This window comes from Pseudoxanthomonas sp. UC19_8 (genome assembly GCF_042700505.1).
GTDB lineage: Bacteria > Pseudomonadota > Gammaproteobacteria > Xanthomonadales > Xanthomonadaceae > Pseudoxanthomonas_A > Pseudoxanthomonas_A winnipegensis.
Genome location: NZ_CP170559.1, coordinates 1,124,522 through 1,142,272, shown reverse-complemented (window position 1 = coordinate 1,142,272; position 17,751 = coordinate 1,124,522). Strand labels below are relative to the sequence as shown.

Sequence of the window (17,751 nt, the reverse complement as noted above, 5' to 3'; positions counted from 1 at the left end):
AGGGGAGTGGCCTGGGGCCTAGGGCCGCAGACCCGGCATGGCCACGCACGTCGGCCAGGCGGCGACGCGCGCGTTCGAGCTAGGGGCGATTGTAGAAGCTGCCGCCGCGCGGCGGTGGATCGGCCGACGCGCCTCGGCGGCGAGCGTTCGACTGACGCTGCGGTGGCGGGTGACGGCGGCGGCACGCGCGCCGCAGGCCAGGCGGCTCAGGCCGGCGAACTCGCGCGACGGGGGCGCACCGGGCGGCATCAGGCCTTGACGCCGTCTTCCAGGAAGCCGTTCTTCTTGGTGATCGAATCCAGCGCCAGCAGGGTCTCCAGCAGCGCTTCCATCTTGTCCAGCGGCCAGGCGTTGGGGCCGTCGGACAGCGCGTGGGCCGGGTCGGGATGAGTCTCGGCGAACAGGCCGGACACGCCCACGGCCACTGCCGCGCGCGCTAGCACCGGCACGAACTCGCGCTGGCCGCCCGAACTGGTGCCCTGCCCGCCCGGCAGCTGCACCGAATGGGTCGCATCGAACACCACCGGACAGCCGGTATCGCGCATCACCGACAGCGAGCGCATGTCGCTGACCAGGTTGTTGTAGCCGAAGGACGCGCCGCGCTCGCACACCAGGATGTCCTGGTTGCCGGTCGACTTGGCCTTCTCCACCACCGGCTTCATGTCCCAGGGCGAGAGGAACTGGCCCTTCTTGATGTTCACCGGACGGCCGGCGGCGCAGACGTTGCGGATGAAGTCGGTCTGGCGCACCAGGAAGGCCGGGGTCTGCAGCACGTCGACGACCGCGGCGACCTCGTTCATCGGCGTGTACTCGTGCACGTCGGTCAGCACCGGCACGCCGATCTGCCGCTTCACGGCCTCGAGCACCTTGAGGCCCTCTTCCAGACCGGGGCCGCGGAAGGACGTGCCCGAGGTGCGGTTGGCCTTGTCGAAGCTGGACTTGAAGATGAAGTTCATCCCCAGCTTGCCGGTGATCTCCTTCAGCTTGCCGGCCACGTCCAGCTGCAGCTGCATCGACTCGATCACGCAGGGGCCGGCGATCAGGAACAGCGGCTGGTCCAGGCCAACCTCGAATCCACAGAGTTTCATTGGGTGCCTCGTTGGGAGGAGTGAGCGCAGAGGTGCGAGACGTGAGCGAGAGGCGGAAGCGAGCAAGGCGACGGCCTTGGCTCACTCCTCACTGCTCCGCGCTCACTTCTTGCCTTCACGCCCTGGCTTCTTTGAGCAGCTTGCCGCCGGCCTTGCGCTCGCGCGCGGCGCGGATGAAGCCGACGAACAGCGGATGGCCATCGCGCGGAGTGGACAGGAACTCCGGGTGCGCCTGGCAGGCCAGGTACCACGGGTGCTTGTCGCGCGGCAGCTCGACCATTTCCACCAGCGTGTCGTCCATCGACTTGGCGCTGATCACCAGGCCAGCGTCCTCGAGCTGGGTGCGATAGCGGTTGTTGAACTCGTAGCGGTGGCGATGACGCTCGGCGACCACGTCGCTGCCGTACAACTCGCGGGCGAGCGTGCCGGGCTTGAGTCGCTGCTCCTGCAGCCCCAGGCGCATGGTGCCGCCCAGGTCGGAGCGCTCGTCGCGCTTTTCCACATCGCCCGAGGCGGTGCGCCACTCGGTGATCAGGCCGATCACCGGATGCGGGGACTGCTTGTCGTTCTCGGTGCTGTTGGCGCCGGCCAGGCCGCAGACATGGCGCGCGTAGTCCACCACCGCCGCCTGCATGCCGTAGCAGATGCCGAAATACGGCACGCCGTGTTCGCGCGCGTACTGCGCGGTCAGCACCTTGCCCTCGAAGCCACGATCGCCGAAGCCGCCCGGCACCAGGATGCCGTCCACGCCGTCCAGGTCGGCGGTGCCGGCCTCGATGTCCTGCGATTCGAGCCACTTGAGGTTCACGCGCGTGCGCTGGCGCAGGCCGCCGTGCTTGAGCGCCTCGCCGACCGACTTGTAGGCGTCCTTGTGGTCCACGTACTTGCCGACCACCGCGATGGTGACCTCGTCCAACGGATTGACCGTCGCATCGACCGCGGCCTCCCACTCGCGCAGGTCGGCCTCCTGCTTGGCCGGCAGCTTCAGGCGGTCGACCACGAACTGGTCCAGCCCCTGCTCCTTCAGCCCCAGCGGGATCTTGTAGAGCACATCGACGTCGCGCAGGCTGATCACCGCGCGCTCGGAGACGTTGGTGAACAGCGCGATCTTGCGGCGCTCGCCGTCCGGGATCTCCTGCTCGGAGCGGCACAGCAGCACGTCGGGCTGGATGCCGATCGAGCGCAGCTCCTTGACAGAGTGCTGGGTCGGCTTGGTCTTCAGCTCGCCGGCGGCGGCGATGTAGGGCACCAGGGTCAGGTGCATGAAGACGGCCTTCTCCTGGCCGCGCTCGGTGCGGATCTGGCGGATGGCCTCTAGGAACGGCAGCGACTCGATGTCGCCCACCGTGCCGCCGATCTCGATCAGGCCCACGTCGAAGCCGGCCACGGCCTCGTCGATGCTGCGCTTGATCTCGTCGGTGATGTGCGGGATGACCTGCACGGTCGCGCCCAGGTAGTCGCCGCGGCGCTCCTTGCGGATGACGTTCTCGTAGATGCGCCCGGTGGTGACCGAGTTCTTGCGGCTCAGGCGCGTGCGCACGAAGCGCTCGTAGTGGCCCAGGTCCAGGTCGGTCTCGGCGCCGTCGTCGGTGACGTAGACCTCACCGTGCTGGAACGGGCTCATCGTGCCCGGGTCGACGTTGATGTAGGGGTCCAGCTTCATCATCGTGACCTTCAGGCCACGCGCTTCGAGAATGGACGCGAGCGAGGCGGCAGCGATGCCCTTGCCAAGCGAGGACACCACGCCGCCGGTCACGAAAATCAGGGGAGTCATGGATCTGAGGGCTCCAGGAAAGCCATAGTCTACCGGCACCGAACCGGACGGCCAAACCTCGCGAGCGAAAAAGGCCTTTCCGATCCGCGTGCGCGGTTGCAAAACGCCCGCGCCCCGACGAGCGGGGCGCGGGCGGACGGCGGAAGGGGAAGGATCAGCGCTTGCGGGCTTCCTCTTCCTCTTCTTCGCTCTGGGCCGGGGCGTGCTGGTCCTGGCCCTTCATGCGGGCCTCGTTGGCGGCACGGCGCGCGGCGCGCTTCTCGGCCTCGCTGCGGGTGTCCTCGGGCTTGGCCGCGGCGCTGGCCTTGCCTTCGACCTGGGGCGCGGCGGACTGGGCCAGCGCCACGGCGGCGGAGGACAGCGCGGCGACGGCGCCGGCGAGCAACAGGACGGTGCGGGTTTTCATGGGGCCTCCTGTGAGGTTCCTTCAAGGTGCGTCGCCGCGCGAAGGCGCAGCTGGACGACGCGACAAGGCTACGCCGGGCTTGTTCAGCCGGGCCTGAATGCGGCGGACGGCCGGCTAGGCCTGGTTTGCGGCGATTTCGTCCAGGCGCGCGCGCAGCGCGCGCACCTGATCGGCGTCGGTGCGCCAGTAGCCGCCCTCGAGCCCGGGCAGATCGCTATGTCCCTGCCCGGCCTGGAAGGCCTTGGCCGAGGCGTGGACCTCACCCACCCCGGTGCGGCGCACCAGCTCGGCCACGTTGTCCACGGTCAGGCCGGCGCCGGCCATCACCGACAGCCGCCCGGCCGCCTGCGCGCGGGCGGCGGCGATGGCCGCCGCGCCCTGCGGGGCGCCGGCGGCCTGGCCCGAGGTCAGCACCCGCTCGCAGCCCAGGGCGATGATCTGCTCCAGGGCGCGCTGCGGGTCGCGCACGCTGTCGAAGGCGCGGTGGAAGGTCACGCCCAGCGGCCCGGCCGCGGCGACCAGGGAGGCGCAGACCTCCGCATCGATCTCGCCCCCGGCGGTCAGCGCGCCGATCACCACGCCGTCGCAGCCCAGGCGCACGCACAGGGCGACATCGCGACGCATCGCTTCCCACTCGGCCGGCGAATAGACGAAATCGCCGCCGCGCGGGCGGACCAGCACATACAGCGGAATCGACAGCCGCTCGCGCGCCAGCGCCAGGGTGCCGTAGGACGGCGTGCAGCCGCCCTCGCCCAGGTTCTCGCACAGTTCGACCCGGTCCGCGCCGCCGGCCTGGGCGGCCAGGGCCGATTCCAGCGCGTTGGCCGCGATCTCCAGCTTCACCCGCTGCGCCATGCCGCTCAGGTCTGCTCGGTGCTGTAGATCGACGGCGACGGCAGCAGCGCGTCCTGCTTGGCCGCATCGCAGACCGCGTAGACGAAGCCCTTGTGCAGCGCGAACGCGCCGACCTCGCCGTGCTTGTTCAGCGCCAGGAAGCACACCTGCAGCGTCTTGCTGGCCTCCGGGCGCTTGGCGACCACCCGCTCGATGGCTTCGCGGCAGGCCTCGGCCGGGCTGCGCCCCTGGCGCATCAGTTCGACCACCAGGAAGCTGGCGGCGTTGCGGATCATCTCCTCGCCCACGCCCGAGGCGGTGGCGCCGCCGACGTCGTTGTCCACGTACAGGCCGGCGCCGATGATCGGGCTGTCGCCGACCCGGCCGCGCATCTTCCAGGCCATGCCGCTGGTGGTGCAGGCACCGGCCAGCTTGCCGCTGGCGTCGATGGCCAGCATGCCGATGGTGTCGTGATTTTCCTTGTTGCCGGGCAGGCCGCGGCGTTCGACGTTGATCTCCGGCGCGTACTTGGAGGTCTTGAGCCATTCCTTCCAGGCCTTCTCGGCCTCGGGCGTACGCAGGTCGCGCACGGTGAAGCCCTGCTCGACCGCGAACTGCTGCGCGCCGGCGCCAACCAGCATCACGTGCGGGGTCTTTTCCATGACCAGGCGCGCCACCGAGATGGGATGGTCGATGCCTTCGATCGCCGCGACCGAGCCGCAGCTGCCGTCGCCCTTCATGATGCTGGCGTCCAGGGTCACGTGGCCGTCGCGGTCGGGATAGCCGCAGCGCCCGACCGTGGAATTGCACTGCCCGGTCTCGGCCCAGCGCGCGCCGGCCTCGACCGCGTCGATCGCGCTGCCGCCCTTGCCCAGCACCGCCCAGGCGGCCTGGTTGGCCGGCACGCCGAAGTCCCAGGTCGACACCACTTTGGCGCCGCTGGCGCCGGTCTGGGCCAGGCCGCGCGGCAGCGCCGCCGCGCCGGCAACCAGAAGCGAGGACTGCAGGAAGGTGCGGCGGGTGGACATGGCAGGGCTCCGTCGTGGGGTCGGTGGGGGTCAGAAGAGGTCGGGCTGGGCCGCGCACCAGGCGGCGGCACCGATGATGCCCAGTTGTCCGTGCGCGATGCACGCCACCGGCACCTGCCGCAGCGCGCTGGACAGCACGCCCTTGTCGTGGAAGCGGCGCATGAAGCCGCCGGCCTCCAGGTGTCGGCCCAGATGGCCGGCCAGTCCGCCGGCCAGATAGACCGAGCGCGCGCAGAAGGTGATCGCCAGGTCCCCGGCCAGGCTGCCCAGCCACTGGCAGAACAGGTCCAGGCACTCGACCGCCAGCGCGTCGCGCCGGTCCTCGGCCGCGGCCACCAGCTCGGCGGGCGTGGCGAACGCCGGCGTGGCGCCGCGCAGTTCGCACAGGGCGGTGTAGAGGTGCAGCAAACCGGTACCGGACAGCGCGCGCTCGTTGTCCACGTGGCCGAACCGGCGCTGCAGCACGCGCACCACGTCCAGCTCCAGGTCCGTGGTCGCGGCCAGCGCGGCATGCCCGGCCTCGCTGGGCCAGACGACAAAGCCCTGCGGGCCCTGCATCGCCAGCGCCGCGCCCAGCCCGGTGCCGGGCCCCAGCAGCAGCGCGGGAAACTGCACGCCGGTGGCCGGCTCGCCGGTCAGCGGCCGGATCTGGTCGAGGGCCACGTGCGGCAAGGCCCAGGCCAGGGCCTGGAAGTCGTTGATCAGGTGCAGCCGCTGCAGGCCGGCCTGGCGCCGGGTGTCGGCCAGCGACACCGGCCAGGGCAGGTTGGCGTTGAGCAGCGTATCGCCCTGCAGCAGCCCGGCGATGGCGACCACGGCGGCTGTCGGGCAGGCTTCGCCGGCGGCACGCAGTTCGTCGGCGAAGCGCAGCAGCACGGCGGCCAGACTGGGGAAATCGGCGCCGGCATAGCGCCGGTGCAGCCGCAGCCGCGGCGCGTGCCCGGGCGCAAGCTCGACCAGGCCCAGACGGGCGTAGGTGCCGCCGACGTCGGCGGCGATCAGCTGTTGGATTCCGGCCTGGCCGGGGGCGCCCGCTGTCTCACGGGCGGCGACTTGCACCACTGACAATCTCCTCACCGATGGCGCGCGTCGCACCCGCTGGCGGGCGATTGTATCGGCAAGCGCGGCCCGCCCACGCCTCCGCGGCGGCCACAGCCGGGGCAAAGCCGCGCGAACGTGCAAATCCAGACCCCAGACCGCACACTTGCCGCCCTTCGTGGCACCCACACGACCTGATCGAGTTCAATGAATACCCGCTACAACGCTGCCGATATCGAAGTCCTCTCCGGCCTGGACCCGGTCAAGCGCCGGCCCGGCATGTACACCGACACCTCGCGCCCCAATCACCTGGCGCAGGAAGTCATCGACAACTCGGTGGACGAGGCGCTGGGCGGCCATGCCAGGACCGTGGAGGTCACCCTCTACAAGGACGGCAGCGTCGAGGTGGCCGACGACGGCCGCGGCATGCCGGTGGACATCCACCCGGAGGAGAAGATCCCCGGCGTCGAACTGATCCTCACCCGCCTGCATGCCGGCGGCAAGTTCAGCAACAAGAACTACACCTTCTCCGGGGGCCTGCACGGCGTGGGCGTCAGCGTGGTCAACGCGCTGTCCACGCTGGTGGAGATCCACATCAAGCGCGAGGGCGCCGAGCACCGCATCACCTTCCGCGACGGCGACCGAGCCAGCCCGCTGGAGGTGGTCGGCACGGTCGGCAAGAAGAACACCGGCACGCGCCTGCGCTTCTGGCCCGATCCGAAGTACTTCGACACGCCCAAGATCAACGTGCGCGCCCTGCGCCACCTGCTGCGTGCCAAGGCGGTGCTGTGCCCGGGCCTGACGGTCAAGCTGTTCGACGAGGCCACCGGCGAGCAGGACAGCTGGCACTACGAGGACGGCCTGCGCGACTACCTCAAGGGCGAACTGGCCGGGCGCGAGCTGCTGCCGGCCGAGCTGTTCGTCGGTGTGCTGAAGAAGGACACCGAGGTGGTGGACTGGGCCGTGGCCTGGGTGCCGGAAGGCGAGCTGGTGCAGGAGAGCTACGTCAACCTGATCCCCACCGCCCAGCACGGCACCCACGTCAACGGCCTGCGCTCAGGCCTGACCGATGCGCTGCGCGAGTTCTGCGACTTCCGCAACCTGCTGCCGCGCGGGATCAAGCTGGCGCCCGAGGACGTGTGGGACCGGGTCGCCTTCGTGCTCAGCCTGAAGATGACCGATCCGCAGTTCTCCGGCCAGACCAAGGAACGCCTGTCCTCGCGGCAGGCCGCCGGCTTCATCGAGGGCGCCGCGCACGACGCCTTCAGCCTGTGGCTCAACCAGCATGTCGAGACCGGTCTGCAGATCGCCCAGATCGCCATCGACCGCGCCAGCGCGCGGCTGAAGACCGAAAAGCAGATCGTCCGCAAGAAGGTCACCTCCGGCCCGGCCCTGCCCGGCAAGCTGGCCGACTGCATCAGCCAGGACCTCTCGCGCACCGAGCTGTTCCTGGTGGAAGGCGACTCGGCCGGCGGCAGCGCCAAGCAGGCGCGCGACAAGGACTTCCAGGCGATCATGCCGCTGCGCGGCAAGATCCTGAACACCTGGGAAGTGGCCTCCGGCAGCGTGCTGGCCTCCGAGGAAGTGCACAACCTGGCCATCGCCATCGGCTGCGACCCGGGCAAGGACGACATCTCCGGCCTGCGCTACGGCAAGGTGGTGATCCTGGCCGACGCCGACTCCGACGGCCTGCACATCGCCACGCTGCTGTCGGCGCTGTTCCTCAAGCATTTCCCGGCGCTGGTCGCCGCCGGCCACGTGTTCGTGGCGATGCCGCCGCTGTTCCGCGTGGACGTGGGCAAGCAGGTGTTCTACGCGCTGGACGAGGAGGAAAAGCGCCTGCTGCTGGAGAAGATCGCGCGCGAGAAGCTCAAGGGCCAGGTCAACGTGACCCGCTTCAAGGGTCTGGGTGAAATGAATCCCTCGCAGCTGCGCGAATCGACCATCCACCCCGACACCCGCCGCCTGGTCCAGCTGACCGTGGACGACGCCGAGCAGACCACCGGCCTGATGGACATGCTGCTGGCCAAGAAGCGCGCCGGCGACCGCAAGGCGTGGCTGGAGACGAAGGGAGACCTTGCCTCGCTGGAAGTCTGAGCGCAGGAGTACGCGTGGAGAAGTGAGGCGTGAGCCAAAGCGGACGCTCCCGCAGCCAAAGCGGACGCTCCCGCTCACTGCTCTCCACGCACGCCTCGCTTCTCGCCCCGGCCGGCGTCGGCTAGACTGGCCGACGTTTGTCCAAGCCAAGGTTTCCCCCCGATGACCGCGCCCCTCGCCTATCGCCGCATCCTGTTGAAACTCTCCGGGGAGGCGCTGATGGGATCTGAGGACTACGGCATCGATCCAAAGGTGATCGGCCGCATCGCCCGCGAGATCATCGAGGCGCGCGATGCCGGCGCCGAGGTGGCGCTGGTGATCGGCGGCGGCAACATCTTCCGCGGCGCCGGCCTGGCCGCCGGCGGCATGGACCGGGTCACCGGCGACCAGATGGGCATGCTGGCCACGGTCATCAACGCGCTGGCCATGCAGGACGCGCTGGAGAAGCTCGGCGCCAAGGTGCGCGTGATGAGCGCGCTGAAGATCAACGACGTGTGCGAGGACTACATCCGCCGCCGCGCCGTGCGCCACCTGGAGAAGGGCCGCATCGCGATCTTCGCCGCCGGCACCGGCAACCCCTTCTTCACCACCGACTCGGGCGCGGCGCTGCGCGCGATCGAGATCGAGGCCGACCTGCTGCTCAAGGCGACCAAGGTCGACGGCGTCTACGACAAGGACCCGCGCAAGTTCCCCGACGCCAAGCGTTTCGACACGCTGACCTACGATGAGGTGATCCGCCGCGGCCTGGAGGTGATGGACACCGCCGCCTTCGCCCTGTGCCGCGACAGCGCCGTGCCGCTGCGCATCTACGACCTGTCGGTGCCGGGCAACCTGATGAACATCCTGCGCGGCGAGAACATCGGCACGCTGGTGGAAGGCCGGGGCTGAGGCGAGTGGAGATGAGTAGCGCAGATGAGTGAGTGGGAGTCGAAAGCCCGCCGCCCTTGCTCACTCCTCACTCCCCCCCTCTACGCGCACTCCTCTGCTCTTGCGCGGTCACTCCGTGATCCTGTAATTGTGTCCGCGCCCCGCCGGCCTCACCCTGCCGCCCCATGGCGCACTCCCACTCCCACGATCACGCAGACCACGGCCACGACCACGCCGGTCATGACCATGGCCACGCGCACCGCGCCGCAAGTGGCCACGCGCACGGCGCCGCCGTTGGCGCGCACGACCACGACAGCGGCACCCGCGGCTACGCGGTGGCGATGCTGGTCAACCTGGCCTATACCGCCCTGGAGGCCGGCTACGGTTTCCACACCAATTCGCTGGCGCTGCTGAGCGACGCGCTGCACAACCTCGGCGATGTCCTCGGCCTGGCCCTGGCCTCGGGCGGCGGCGGCCATGGCGCGCCGTCAGCCCACCGCCAGCCACACCTACGGCTGGGGCAAGGCCACCCTGCTGGCGCCGCTGGCCAACGCGATCGTGCTGATGGTGTTCTCCGGCGGCCTGGCCTGGGAGGCGATCCGCCGCTTCAGCGAGCCGCCCTCGATCCCCGCCATCCCGGTGATGGTGGTGGCCGCGATCGGCATCGCCGTCAACCTGGGCGCGGGCTGGCTGCTGCACAGCGGGCATGGCCATAGCCACGGCGGCAGCGACCTCAATCGCCGCGGCGCGGTGCTGCACCTGATGGCCGATGCGGCGGTGTCGCTGGCCGCGGTCCTGGCGGGCCTGGGCATGTGGTGGCTGGGCTGGGAATGGCTGGACCCGACCACCGCCCTGGTGATCAGTGTGGTGATCGCGATCGGCACCTACGGCCTGCTGCGCGAGAGCTTCGCCGCGGCCATGGACGCGGTGCCCGGGCACATCGACCAGGCCGCCGTGGAGACCTTCCTGGCCTCGCGCCCCGGCGTTACCGCGGTGCACCACCTGCATATCTGGCCGCTGGGCGCGGGCCAGACCGCGCTGACCGCGCACGTGGTGCGGCCCGAGGTGCAGGACGAGGACGCCTTCATCGAGGCCACCGCCAGCGCGCTGGCCGAGCGCTTCGGCATCGGCCACGCCACCTTGCAGCTCGAACGCGGCCAGGCCTGCCAGCAGCCCTGCCGTCCCGCAGGCGGCGAAGCGGCATCGGCGCCGCATCACCACTGAGCCCAAGTCCGGCCAGTGCCGGCTTTGACCTATAATCCCGGGTTTGACGAATCCCAGGACCCGACGATGCTGAACGACATCAAGAACGACGCGCAGGCGCGCATGAACAAGAGCGTCGAGTCGCTGCGCCAGGCCCTGACCAAGCTGCGCACCGGTCGCGCCACCCCGGCCCTGGTCGATCATCTGAAGGTCAACTACTACGGCTCGGACATGCCGCTCTCGCAAGTGGCCACCGTGTCGGTGGCCGATGCGCGCTCGCTGACCATCACCCCGTGGGAGAAGCAGATGGTCTCGGCCGTGGAGAAGGCCATCCTGGCCTCCGACCTGGGCCTGACGCCCAACACCGCCGGCACGGTCATCCGCATCAACATCCCGGCCCTGACCGAGGAACGCCGCCGCGACCTGTCCAAGGTCGTGCACAGCGAGGGCGAGGACACCAAGGTCGCCATCCGCAACGTGCGCCGCGACGCCAACCAGCAGGTCAAGGACCTGCTCAAGGACAAGCAGATCACCGAGGACGAGGTGCGTCGCAGCGAGGACGAGATCCAGAAGCTCACCGACAAGGCGATCAAGGACGTCGACGAGGTGGTCAAGGCCAAGGAACAGGAACTGATGGCCGTCTGAGCGGGTCACACCGCCCTCATGACCGCCATGCCGCCCGCCCTGCCCCGCGCCCAGCCGCGCCACCTGGCCATCATCATGGATGGCAACGGCCGCTGGGCGCAGCGCCGCCATCGCCCGCGCATGATCGGCCACCGCGCCGGCGCGCGCGCGGTCAACCTGTGCATCGACTTCTGCCTGGAGCGCGGCATCGAGGCGCTGACCCTGTTCGCCTTCTCCAGCGAGAACTGGGGCCGCCCGGCCGACGAGGTGAGCGCGCTGATGAAGCTGTTCATGGGCGCGCTGGAGCGCGAGGTCGATGAGCTGCACCGCCGCGGCGTGCGCATCCGCTTCATCGGCCAGCGCGCGCGGTTCGCCCCGGCGATCGTGGCGCGCATGGCCGCCGCCGAGGCGCAGACCGCCGCCAACACCGCGCTGACCTTGGTGATCGCCGCCAGCTACGGCGGCCGCCAGGACCTCACCGACGCGGCGCGCGCCCTGGCCGTGGAGGTCGCGGCCGGCCGGCTGCGGCCGGAAGACATCGACGAGGCCAGCCTGGACGCGCGCGTGGCGCTGGCCGACCTGCCGCCGCCGGACCTGTTCATCCGCACCGGCGGCGACCACCGCATCAGCAACTTCCTGCTGTGGCAGCTGGCCTACACCGAACTGTGGTTCACCGAGACCCTATGGCCCGACCTGGATGCCGGCGTGCTGCAAGCCGCGCTGGACGATTTCGCCCAGCGCGAGCGCCGCTTCGGCCTGACCGGTGAGCAGGTCGCCACGCAGGGAGCTCCCGCATGACCCGCGTCCGCGTGATCGCCGCGCTGGTGATGGCGCCGCTGGCGATCGCCGCCATCGTGCTGCTGCCCACGCCATGGCTGGCCGCGCTGGCCGCCGCGCTGTTCCTGATCGGCCTGTGGGAATGGCTGAAGCTGGCCGAGGTGGACGACACCCTGGCGCGCACCGTGCTGGTCCTGCTCAACCTGGCGCTGATGGTGCTGCTGACCTGGGCCAGCCGCGCGCCGAGCGGGCTTTCGCCGGCGCTATTCCAGCTGGTGTCGCTGGTCGGCGTGGTCTGGTGGGTCTTGGCGCTGGTGTGGCTGCGCTTCTACGCCTTCGCCTCGGACCACCAGACCTGGGCGCGGCTGTTCAAGCTGGCCGCCGGCACGCTGGCGGTGGTGCCGGCCTGGTGCGCGCTGTGCCTGATCCACTCCAACAGCTTCGACCCGAAGGCCGGCATGAGCGGCCATCTGTGGCTGCTGACCGCCCTGGCGCTGGTCTGGGCCGCCGACAGCGGCGCGTACTTCGCCGGGCGCGCCTTCGGCAAGCACAAGCTGGCCCCGCGCATCAGCCCCAACAAGACCATCGAGGGCCTGGCCGGCGGGCTGATCGGCGGCGTGGTCATCGGCCTGCTCGGCGGCTGGCTGGCGGGCGTGTCGCTGGCGCAGATGCCGGCGCTGGCCCTGGTGTGCGTGGTGACCGTGCTGTTCTCGGTGGCCGGCGACCTGTTCGAAAGCCTGCTCAAGCGGCACGTCGGGGCCAAGGATTCCGGCCACCTGATCCCCGGCCACGGTGGCGTGCTGGACCGCATCGACGGCGTGATCGCCGCGCTGCCGGTGTTCCTGATCGGCCGCGAGCTGCTGGGGTTCTAAGCCGATGGATGCGCCTGTTCCCTTCTCGCGTCGCGTCGCCGTGCTCGGCGCCACCGGCTCGATCGGCAGTTCCGCGCTGGACGTGATCGCCCGGCACCCGGACCAGCTGCGCGCGACCGTGCTGGCCGCCGGCAGCAATGTGCTGGCGCTGGTCGCGCTGTGCCGCAGCCACCGTCCCGACCATGCCGTGATCGCCGATCCGGCCCGCTACACCGAGCTGCGCGACGCGCTGGCCGACGCCGGCCTGTCCGCCATCCAGGCGCATGCCGGCGAGGCGGCGCTGGACGCGCTGGTGGCCGGCCAGGCCTGCGACACGGTCGTGGCCGCCATCGTCGGCGCCGCCGGGCTGTCCTCCACCCTGGCCGCCGCACGCGCCGGCAAGCGCCTGCTGCTGGCCAACAAGGAATCGCTGGTGCTGGCCGGCGCCCTGGTGATCGCCGCGGCGCAGGCCTCCGGCGCGGACATCGTGCCGATCGACAGCGAACACAACGCCATCTTCCAGTGTCTGGGCTCGCGCCAGGCCGGGGCGCAGGTGCGCCGGATCATCCTGACCGCCTCGGGCGGGCCGTTCCGCGGGCGCAGTCGCGCCTCGCTGGAGACGGTCACCGTGGCCCAGGCCGTGGCCCATCCCAAGTGGTCGATGGGGCCGAAGATCTCGGTCGATTCGGCCACGCTGATGAACAAGGGCCTGGAGCTGATCGAGGCCGCGCATCTGTTCGACGTCGGCCGCGAGCGGCTGGACGTGCTGGTGCACCCGCAGAGCCTGGTGCATTCGCTGGTGGACTTCATCGACGGCTCCACCCTGGCCCAGCTGGGCCTGCCGGACATGCGCACCGCCCTGTCGGTCGGCCTGGGCTGGCCGCAGCGGCTGGAATCGGGCGTGGGCGGGCTGGACCTGCTGGCCCACGGCCGGCTGGACTTCGAGGCGCCGGACATGGAGGCCTTTCCCTGCCTGCGGCTGGCCTGGGAGGCCCTGGCGGCCGGCGGCGCGGCGCCGGCGGTGCTCAACGCGGCCAACGAATCGGCCGTTTCAGCCTTTCTTCAGGGCCGGATCGGTTTCCTAGCGATCCCTGCATTGGTCGAGGATGCCCTCGCCGCCCATGCGCATGCCCCGGCCGAGACGCTGGAGGCGCTGCTGGCGGCCGATGGCCTCGCGCGGCGCTTCAGCCAGGACTGGATCCACCGCACCACAGGCCACGCCGTTTCCGCATGAGTGATATCGCAGGCTCCATCTGGTGGCTGATCGTCGCACTCGGCGTGCTGGTCACCTTCCATGAATTCGGCCATTACTGGGTCGCGCGCCGTTGCGGCGTGGGCGTGCTGCGCTTCTCGGTGGGCTTCGGCAAGCCGCTGTGGTCGCGCCGCGACCGCCACGGCACCGAGTTCGCCATCGCGCCGATCCCGCTGGGCGGCTACGTCAAGATGCTGGACGAGCGCGAGGCCGACGTCCCCCCCGAGCGCCTGCACGAGGCCTTCAACCGCAAGCCGGTCGGCCAGCGCATCGCCATCGTCGCGGCCGGTCCGATCGCCAACCTGATCCTGTGCGTGGCCCTGCTGTGGGCCATGTTCGTGATCGGCAAGGAGGATTTCGCCCCGGTCGTCGGCCACGTGGCCGGCATCGCCCAGCAGTCCGGCCTGCGCCCGGGCGACCGCATCCTGGACGTGGACGGGCGCAGCACCCCGACCGCGACCGAGGCCACGATCGAGCTGACCGGCGCGGCGATGGATGGGCGCGACGCGCGCGCCCGGGTCGAGGACGCGGCGGGCAATACGCTGGAGCGCACGGTCTACACTTCGCGCGTGCCGGCCGGCTTCAACGAGCAGGACGTGGCCGGGACGCTGGGCCTGCGCTGGCAGTTCCTGGTCGATCCGGCGCAGGTGCGCGCGGTCGCGGCCGATTCGCCCGCCGCCGGCGTGCTGCAGGTCGGCGACCTGATCACCGCCATCGACGGCGAGCCGGTGCAGCAGGCCGCCGACCTGCGTCCGCTGGTGCAGACCCTGGGCGCGCGCGGCGGCGAGGTCATGATCGAGGTCGAACGCGAGGGCAGCCGCCTGGCCCTGCCGCTGCGGCCGCGGCAGATGACCGACCCGGCCAGCGGCGCGCATTACTGGGGTCTGGGCATCTCGCTGGGCCGCGACACCGCCCCGGCCTACGACGCGCTGCAGCGCTACGGGCCGCTGCAGGCGATTCCCGCCGCCCTGCGCCAGACCTGGCAGCTGGCCTCCGATTCGCTGGGCATGATCCGGCGCATGGTGACCGGCCACGCCTCGCTGCAGGGCGTTTCCGGGCCGATCACCATCGCCAAGGTGGCCAATGCCTCGGCCGAACGCGGCCTGACCTGGTTCCTGCAGTTCCTGGCGCTGCTCTCGCTGAGCCTGGCCATCGTCAACCTGCTGCCGATCCCGGTCTTGGACGGCGGACACCTGCTGTATTACCTTATCGAGTTGGTCAAGGGCAGCCCGCTCAGCGAGCGGGCCATGGCTGCGGGCCAGTTCGTGGGCCTGGCCTTCCTGGCTGGCCTGATGGGGCTGGCGCTGTACAACGATATCCTGCGCCCGGTGATCTGATGCCCTCCACTACCTCTTCCATGGCCGCGTCGCGGCCCGGCCCCGCACGGGGTCACTCCAAAACCAGTTTTTCGACGGATGTGATGATGACGCGACTCCCGACCCGCCGCCTGCTCGCCCTTGCCCTGGCTTCGGCCATCGCGGCACCGGCCTGGGCCCAGTCGACCGGCACGGTGCCGCCGTTCGGCTCGCAGCAGCAGCCGTCCGCGCCGGCCTTCGGCACGCAGCCGGCCGCCCCGGCCTCGGCCTCGGACTTCGTGGCCAGCGACATCCGCGTGGACGGGGTGCAGCGCATCTCCAGCGGTACGGTGCTGACCTACCTGCCGATCGAGCGCGGCGACACGGTGACCCAGGCCAAGATCGGCGAGGCGATCCGCGCGCTGTACAAGACCGGCTTCTTCGAGAACGTGCAGCTCTCGCGCCAGGGCTCGATCCTGGTGGTGACGCTGAAGGAGCGTCCGGCGATCAACAAGCTGACGCTGACCGGCAACAAGGACATCAAGACCGAGGACCTGACCAAGGGCCTGAACGACATCGGCCTGTCCGAGGGCGGCACCTTCGACCGCCTGGCGCTGGACCGCGTCACCCAGGAGCTGGTGCGCCAGTACAACAACCGCGGCAAGTACAACGTCCAGATCACCCCGACGGTCAGCCCGCTGGATCGCAACCGCGTGGACGTGACCATCGCGATCAAGGAAGGCAAGGCGGCCAAGATCCGCCACATCAACCTGATCGGCACCGAGAAGTTCCCGCAGGAAGACATCCGCGAGGGCTGGGAGTCGCAGGAGCACAACTGGCTGTCCTGGTACAAGCGCGACGACCAGTACTCCAAGGAAAAGCTCTCCGGCGACATCGAGAAGCTCAACTCCTGGTACCTGGACCGCGGCTACGTGGATTTCAGCCTGGATTCGACCCAGGTCGCGATCAGCCCGGACAAGAAGGACATGTTCATCACCGGCGGGGTGACCGAGGGCGAGCAGTACACCGTCTCGGACGTCAAGGTCAGCGGCGACACGATCCTGCCGCAGGAGCGCGTGGAGAAGATGGTGCTGGTGCGCAAGGGCCAGATCTTCTCGCGCCGCCTGCTGGAGATGACCTCCGACGGCATCACCGCCACGCTGGGCAACATCGGCTACGCCTTTGCCCAGGTCAACCCGATCCCGACCATCGATCGCGACAAGCGCACGGTCGGCATCAACTTCCAGGTCGTGCCGGGCCCGCGCGTCAACGTGCGCCGCATCGAGTTCAAGGGCAACAGCCGCACCGCCGACGAGGTGCTGCGCCGCGAGATGCGCCAGTTCGAGGGCGCCTGGTACTCGCAGGCGGCGATCGACCGTTCCAAGATCCGCCTGCAGCGCCTGGGCTACTTCGAGACCGTGGACGTGCAGACCCAGCCGGTGCCGGGCACGCGCGATCAGGTGGACGTGATCTACAACGTCAAGGAAACCACCTCGGGCAGCTTCGTGTTCGGCCTGGGCTATTCGCAGCTGTCCGGCATCACCACCTCGGTGCAGCTGTCGCAGAACAACTTCCTGGGCGGCGGCAACCGCGTGTCGGTCGAGGCCTCGCGCAGCGACTACCTGAGCCGCTACTCGTTCTCCTTCACCAACCCGTACTTCACCGACGACGGCGTGTCGCTGGGCTACAACCTGTCCTACAGCGACCTGGACTACTCGGACTACAACACCGCCGCGTACTCCTCGCGTAACGTCGCCGCGCAGACGATCCTGGGCATCCCGCTGAGCGAGAGCGATAGCATCTCGGTCATGTTCGGCGTCGACTCGACCCAGGTCAGCACCTACGACAACTACACCCCGCAGGCCATCGTCGACTACGTCAAGGCGCTGGGCAGCCGCACCTTCCACGCCTGGCGCACCCAGGTCGGCTGGGCGCGCGACACGCGCAACGACTACTGGATGCCCACCCGCGGCACCTACCAGCGCGTCTCGGCGGAAATCACCCTGCCCGGCTCGACCGTGGAGTACTACAAGCTCAACTACGAGTTCTCCAAGTACTGGCCGCTCAGCCCGGCGTTCGTGCTGCGCACCGGTGGTGAGATCGGCTACGGCAATAGCTACGGCAGCGACACCTCGCGCGTGATCTGCAAGGACCCGGCCACCGACGTCGCCGTGGCATGCGGCACGGCCGGCGCGGTCGCACAGACCTTCACCGCCACCGGCCTGCCGTTCTACGAGAACTTCTACGCTGGCGGCGTGCGCTCGGTGCGCGGCTTCGAGGACAACACCCTGGGCCCGCGTTCGGAACCCACCGCCTACTACAACCGCGGCCAGCCGCTGGGTGGTTCGCTCAAGACGATCGGCCAGATCGAGATGCTGTTCCCGAAGCTGTTCGATTCCAACGCCGCGCGCATCTCGGCCTTCATCGACGTGGGCAACGTGTTCAACGGCTACGACAACTTCCACGCCAACGACCTGCGCGCCTCCACGGGCGTGGCGCTGCTGTGGCGCGCGCCGGTGGGCCCGATCTCGATCAGCTACGCCTTCCCGCTCAAGACCCAGCCGGGCGATGAAATCGAGCGCCTGCAGTTCACCTTCGGCGGCTCGTTCTAAGCGCC

Annotated in this window: 15 protein-coding genes and 1 pseudogene; 10 read left to right on the top strand and 6 right to left on the bottom strand. The window is 69.9% G+C overall.

Annotated elements, in window-relative coordinates:
• Positions 1-248: 248 nt before the first annotated feature.
• The 6 genes from kdsA to ACFJIT_RS04875 form a co-directional block, all read right to left on the bottom strand.
• Positions 249-1,088, bottom strand: a complete 840-nt coding sequence (gene kdsA, locus ACFJIT_RS04900) for a 3-deoxy-8-phosphooctulonate synthase (RefSeq protein WP_130531667.1) — start codon at positions 1,086-1,088, stop codon at positions 249-251.
• 115 nt (positions 1,089-1,203) lie between these two features.
• Entirely contained in the window at positions 1,204-2,862 is a 1,659-nt protein-coding gene (locus ACFJIT_RS04895) for a CTP synthase (protein WP_130533394.1), read from the bottom strand.
• A gap of 154 nt (positions 2,863-3,016) precedes the next feature.
• Positions 3,017-3,268 carry a hypothetical protein gene (locus tag ACFJIT_RS04890; protein WP_165424262.1) on the bottom strand — a complete coding sequence of 84 codons (252 nt, stop codon included), beginning with the start codon at positions 3,266-3,268 and terminating at the stop codon, positions 3,017-3,019.
• Positions 3,269-3,382: 114 nt separating this feature from the next.
• Positions 3,383-4,123, bottom strand: coding sequence for a copper homeostasis protein CutC (locus ACFJIT_RS04885; RefSeq protein WP_379655206.1), 741 nt, complete (start codon positions 4,121-4,123; stop codon positions 3,383-3,385).
• Positions 4,124-4,128: 5 nt separating this feature from the next.
• Positions 4,129-5,130, bottom strand: coding sequence for a N(4)-(beta-N-acetylglucosaminyl)-L-asparaginase (locus tag ACFJIT_RS04880; protein ID WP_130522877.1), 1,002 nt, complete (start codon positions 5,128-5,130; stop codon positions 4,129-4,131).
• Between the two features lie 30 nt (positions 5,131-5,160).
• Entirely contained in the window at positions 5,161-6,189 is a 1,029-nt protein-coding gene (locus tag ACFJIT_RS04875; RefSeq protein ID WP_379655205.1) for a glucokinase, read from the bottom strand.
• Positions 6,190-6,375: 186 nt separating this feature from the next.
• Here ACFJIT_RS04875 and parE point away from each other — a divergent pair, with 186 nt between their 5' ends.
• From parE to bamA, 10 genes and pseudogenes are all read left to right on the top strand, one after another.
• Positions 6,376-8,265 carry a DNA topoisomerase IV subunit B gene (gene parE, locus ACFJIT_RS04870; RefSeq protein WP_306991421.1) on the top strand — a complete coding sequence of 630 codons (1,890 nt, stop codon included), beginning with the start codon at positions 6,376-6,378 and terminating at the stop codon, positions 8,263-8,265.
• Positions 8,266-8,427: 162 nt separating this feature from the next.
• The gene (gene pyrH / locus ACFJIT_RS04865) at positions 8,428-9,153 is read left to right on the top strand and encodes a UMP kinase (protein ID WP_130521376.1); all 726 of its coding nucleotides are present in this window, start codon (positions 8,428-8,430) and stop codon (positions 9,151-9,153) included.
• 164 nt (positions 9,154-9,317) lie between these two features.
• A pseudogene (locus ACFJIT_RS04860) lies at positions 9,318-9,536 on the top strand (hypothetical protein); the annotation flags it as partial.
• Between the two features lie 73 nt (positions 9,537-9,609).
• Positions 9,610-10,356 carry a cation diffusion facilitator family transporter gene (locus tag ACFJIT_RS04855; protein WP_379655204.1) on the top strand — a complete coding sequence of 249 codons (747 nt, stop codon included), beginning with the start codon at positions 9,610-9,612 and terminating at the stop codon, positions 10,354-10,356.
• 66 nt (positions 10,357-10,422) lie between these two features.
• The gene (gene frr / locus ACFJIT_RS04850) at positions 10,423-10,980 is read left to right on the top strand and encodes a ribosome recycling factor (protein WP_130522880.1); all 558 of its coding nucleotides are present in this window, start codon (positions 10,423-10,425) and stop codon (positions 10,978-10,980) included.
• Positions 10,981-10,998: 18 nt separating this feature from the next.
• Positions 10,999-11,757 (top strand): polyprenyl diphosphate synthase, encoded by a 759-nt coding sequence (gene uppS, locus ACFJIT_RS04845; RefSeq protein ID WP_379655203.1) that lies wholly within the window; start codon positions 10,999-11,001, stop codon positions 11,755-11,757.
• Positions 11,754-12,608 (top strand): phosphatidate cytidylyltransferase, encoded by an 855-nt coding sequence (locus tag ACFJIT_RS04840; RefSeq protein ID WP_306991418.1) that lies wholly within the window; start codon positions 11,754-11,756, stop codon positions 12,606-12,608. The genes uppS and ACFJIT_RS04840 overlap by 4 nt, the downstream gene beginning before the upstream one ends.
• A 4-nt stretch (positions 12,609-12,612) precedes the next feature.
• Positions 12,613-13,821: a 1-deoxy-D-xylulose-5-phosphate reductoisomerase gene (gene dxr / locus ACFJIT_RS04835; protein ID WP_379655202.1), complete on the top strand. Its 1,209-nt coding sequence runs from the start codon at positions 12,613-12,615 to the stop codon at positions 13,819-13,821.
• Complete coding sequence (gene rseP / locus ACFJIT_RS04830) at positions 13,818-15,176, top strand: RIP metalloprotease RseP (protein WP_379655201.1); 1,359 nt, start codon at positions 13,818-13,820, stop codon at positions 15,174-15,176. Before dxr ends, rseP begins: the two co-directional genes overlap by 4 nt.
• A 257-nt stretch (positions 15,177-15,433) precedes the next feature.
• Complete coding sequence (gene bamA, locus ACFJIT_RS04825) at positions 15,434-17,746, top strand: outer membrane protein assembly factor BamA (protein WP_379655717.1); 2,313 nt, start codon at positions 15,434-15,436, stop codon at positions 17,744-17,746.
• Positions 17,747-17,751: the final 5 nt, after the last annotated feature.

Coding starts and splice junctions, on each gene's coding strand:
- ACFJIT_RS04855 (WP_379655204.1), top strand. CDS start 9,610: ATGGCGCGCCGTCAGCCCACCGCCAGCCACACCTACGGCTGGGGCAAG.
- rseP (WP_379655201.1), top strand. CDS start 13,818: ATGAGTGATATCGCAGGCTCCATCTGGTGGCTGATCGTCGCACTCGGC.
- uppS (WP_379655203.1), top strand. CDS start 10,999: ATGACCGCCATGCCGCCCGCCCTGCCCCGCGCCCAGCCGCGCCACCTG.
- ACFJIT_RS04880 (WP_130522877.1), bottom strand. CDS start 5,130: ATGTCCACCCGCCGCACCTTCCTGCAGTCCTCGCTTCTGGTTGCCGGC.
- ACFJIT_RS04895 (WP_130533394.1), bottom strand. CDS start 2,862: ATGACTCCCCTGATTTTCGTGACCGGCGGCGTGGTGTCCTCGCTTGGC.
- parE (WP_306991421.1), top strand. CDS start 6,376: ATGAATACCCGCTACAACGCTGCCGATATCGAAGTCCTCTCCGGCCTG.
- kdsA (WP_130531667.1), bottom strand. CDS start 1,088: ATGAAACTCTGTGGATTCGAGGTTGGCCTGGACCAGCCGCTGTTCCTG.
- pyrH (WP_130521376.1), top strand. CDS start 8,428: ATGACCGCGCCCCTCGCCTATCGCCGCATCCTGTTGAAACTCTCCGGG.
- ACFJIT_RS04890 (WP_165424262.1), bottom strand. CDS start 3,268: ATGAAAACCCGCACCGTCCTGTTGCTCGCCGGCGCCGTCGCCGCGCTG.
- frr (WP_130522880.1), top strand. CDS start 10,423: ATGCTGAACGACATCAAGAACGACGCGCAGGCGCGCATGAACAAGAGC.
- dxr (WP_379655202.1), top strand. CDS start 12,613: ATGGATGCGCCTGTTCCCTTCTCGCGTCGCGTCGCCGTGCTCGGCGCC.
- ACFJIT_RS04885 (WP_379655206.1), bottom strand. CDS start 4,123: ATGGCGCAGCGGGTGAAGCTGGAGATCGCGGCCAACGCGCTGGAATCG.
- ACFJIT_RS04840 (WP_306991418.1), top strand. CDS start 11,754: ATGACCCGCGTCCGCGTGATCGCCGCGCTGGTGATGGCGCCGCTGGCG.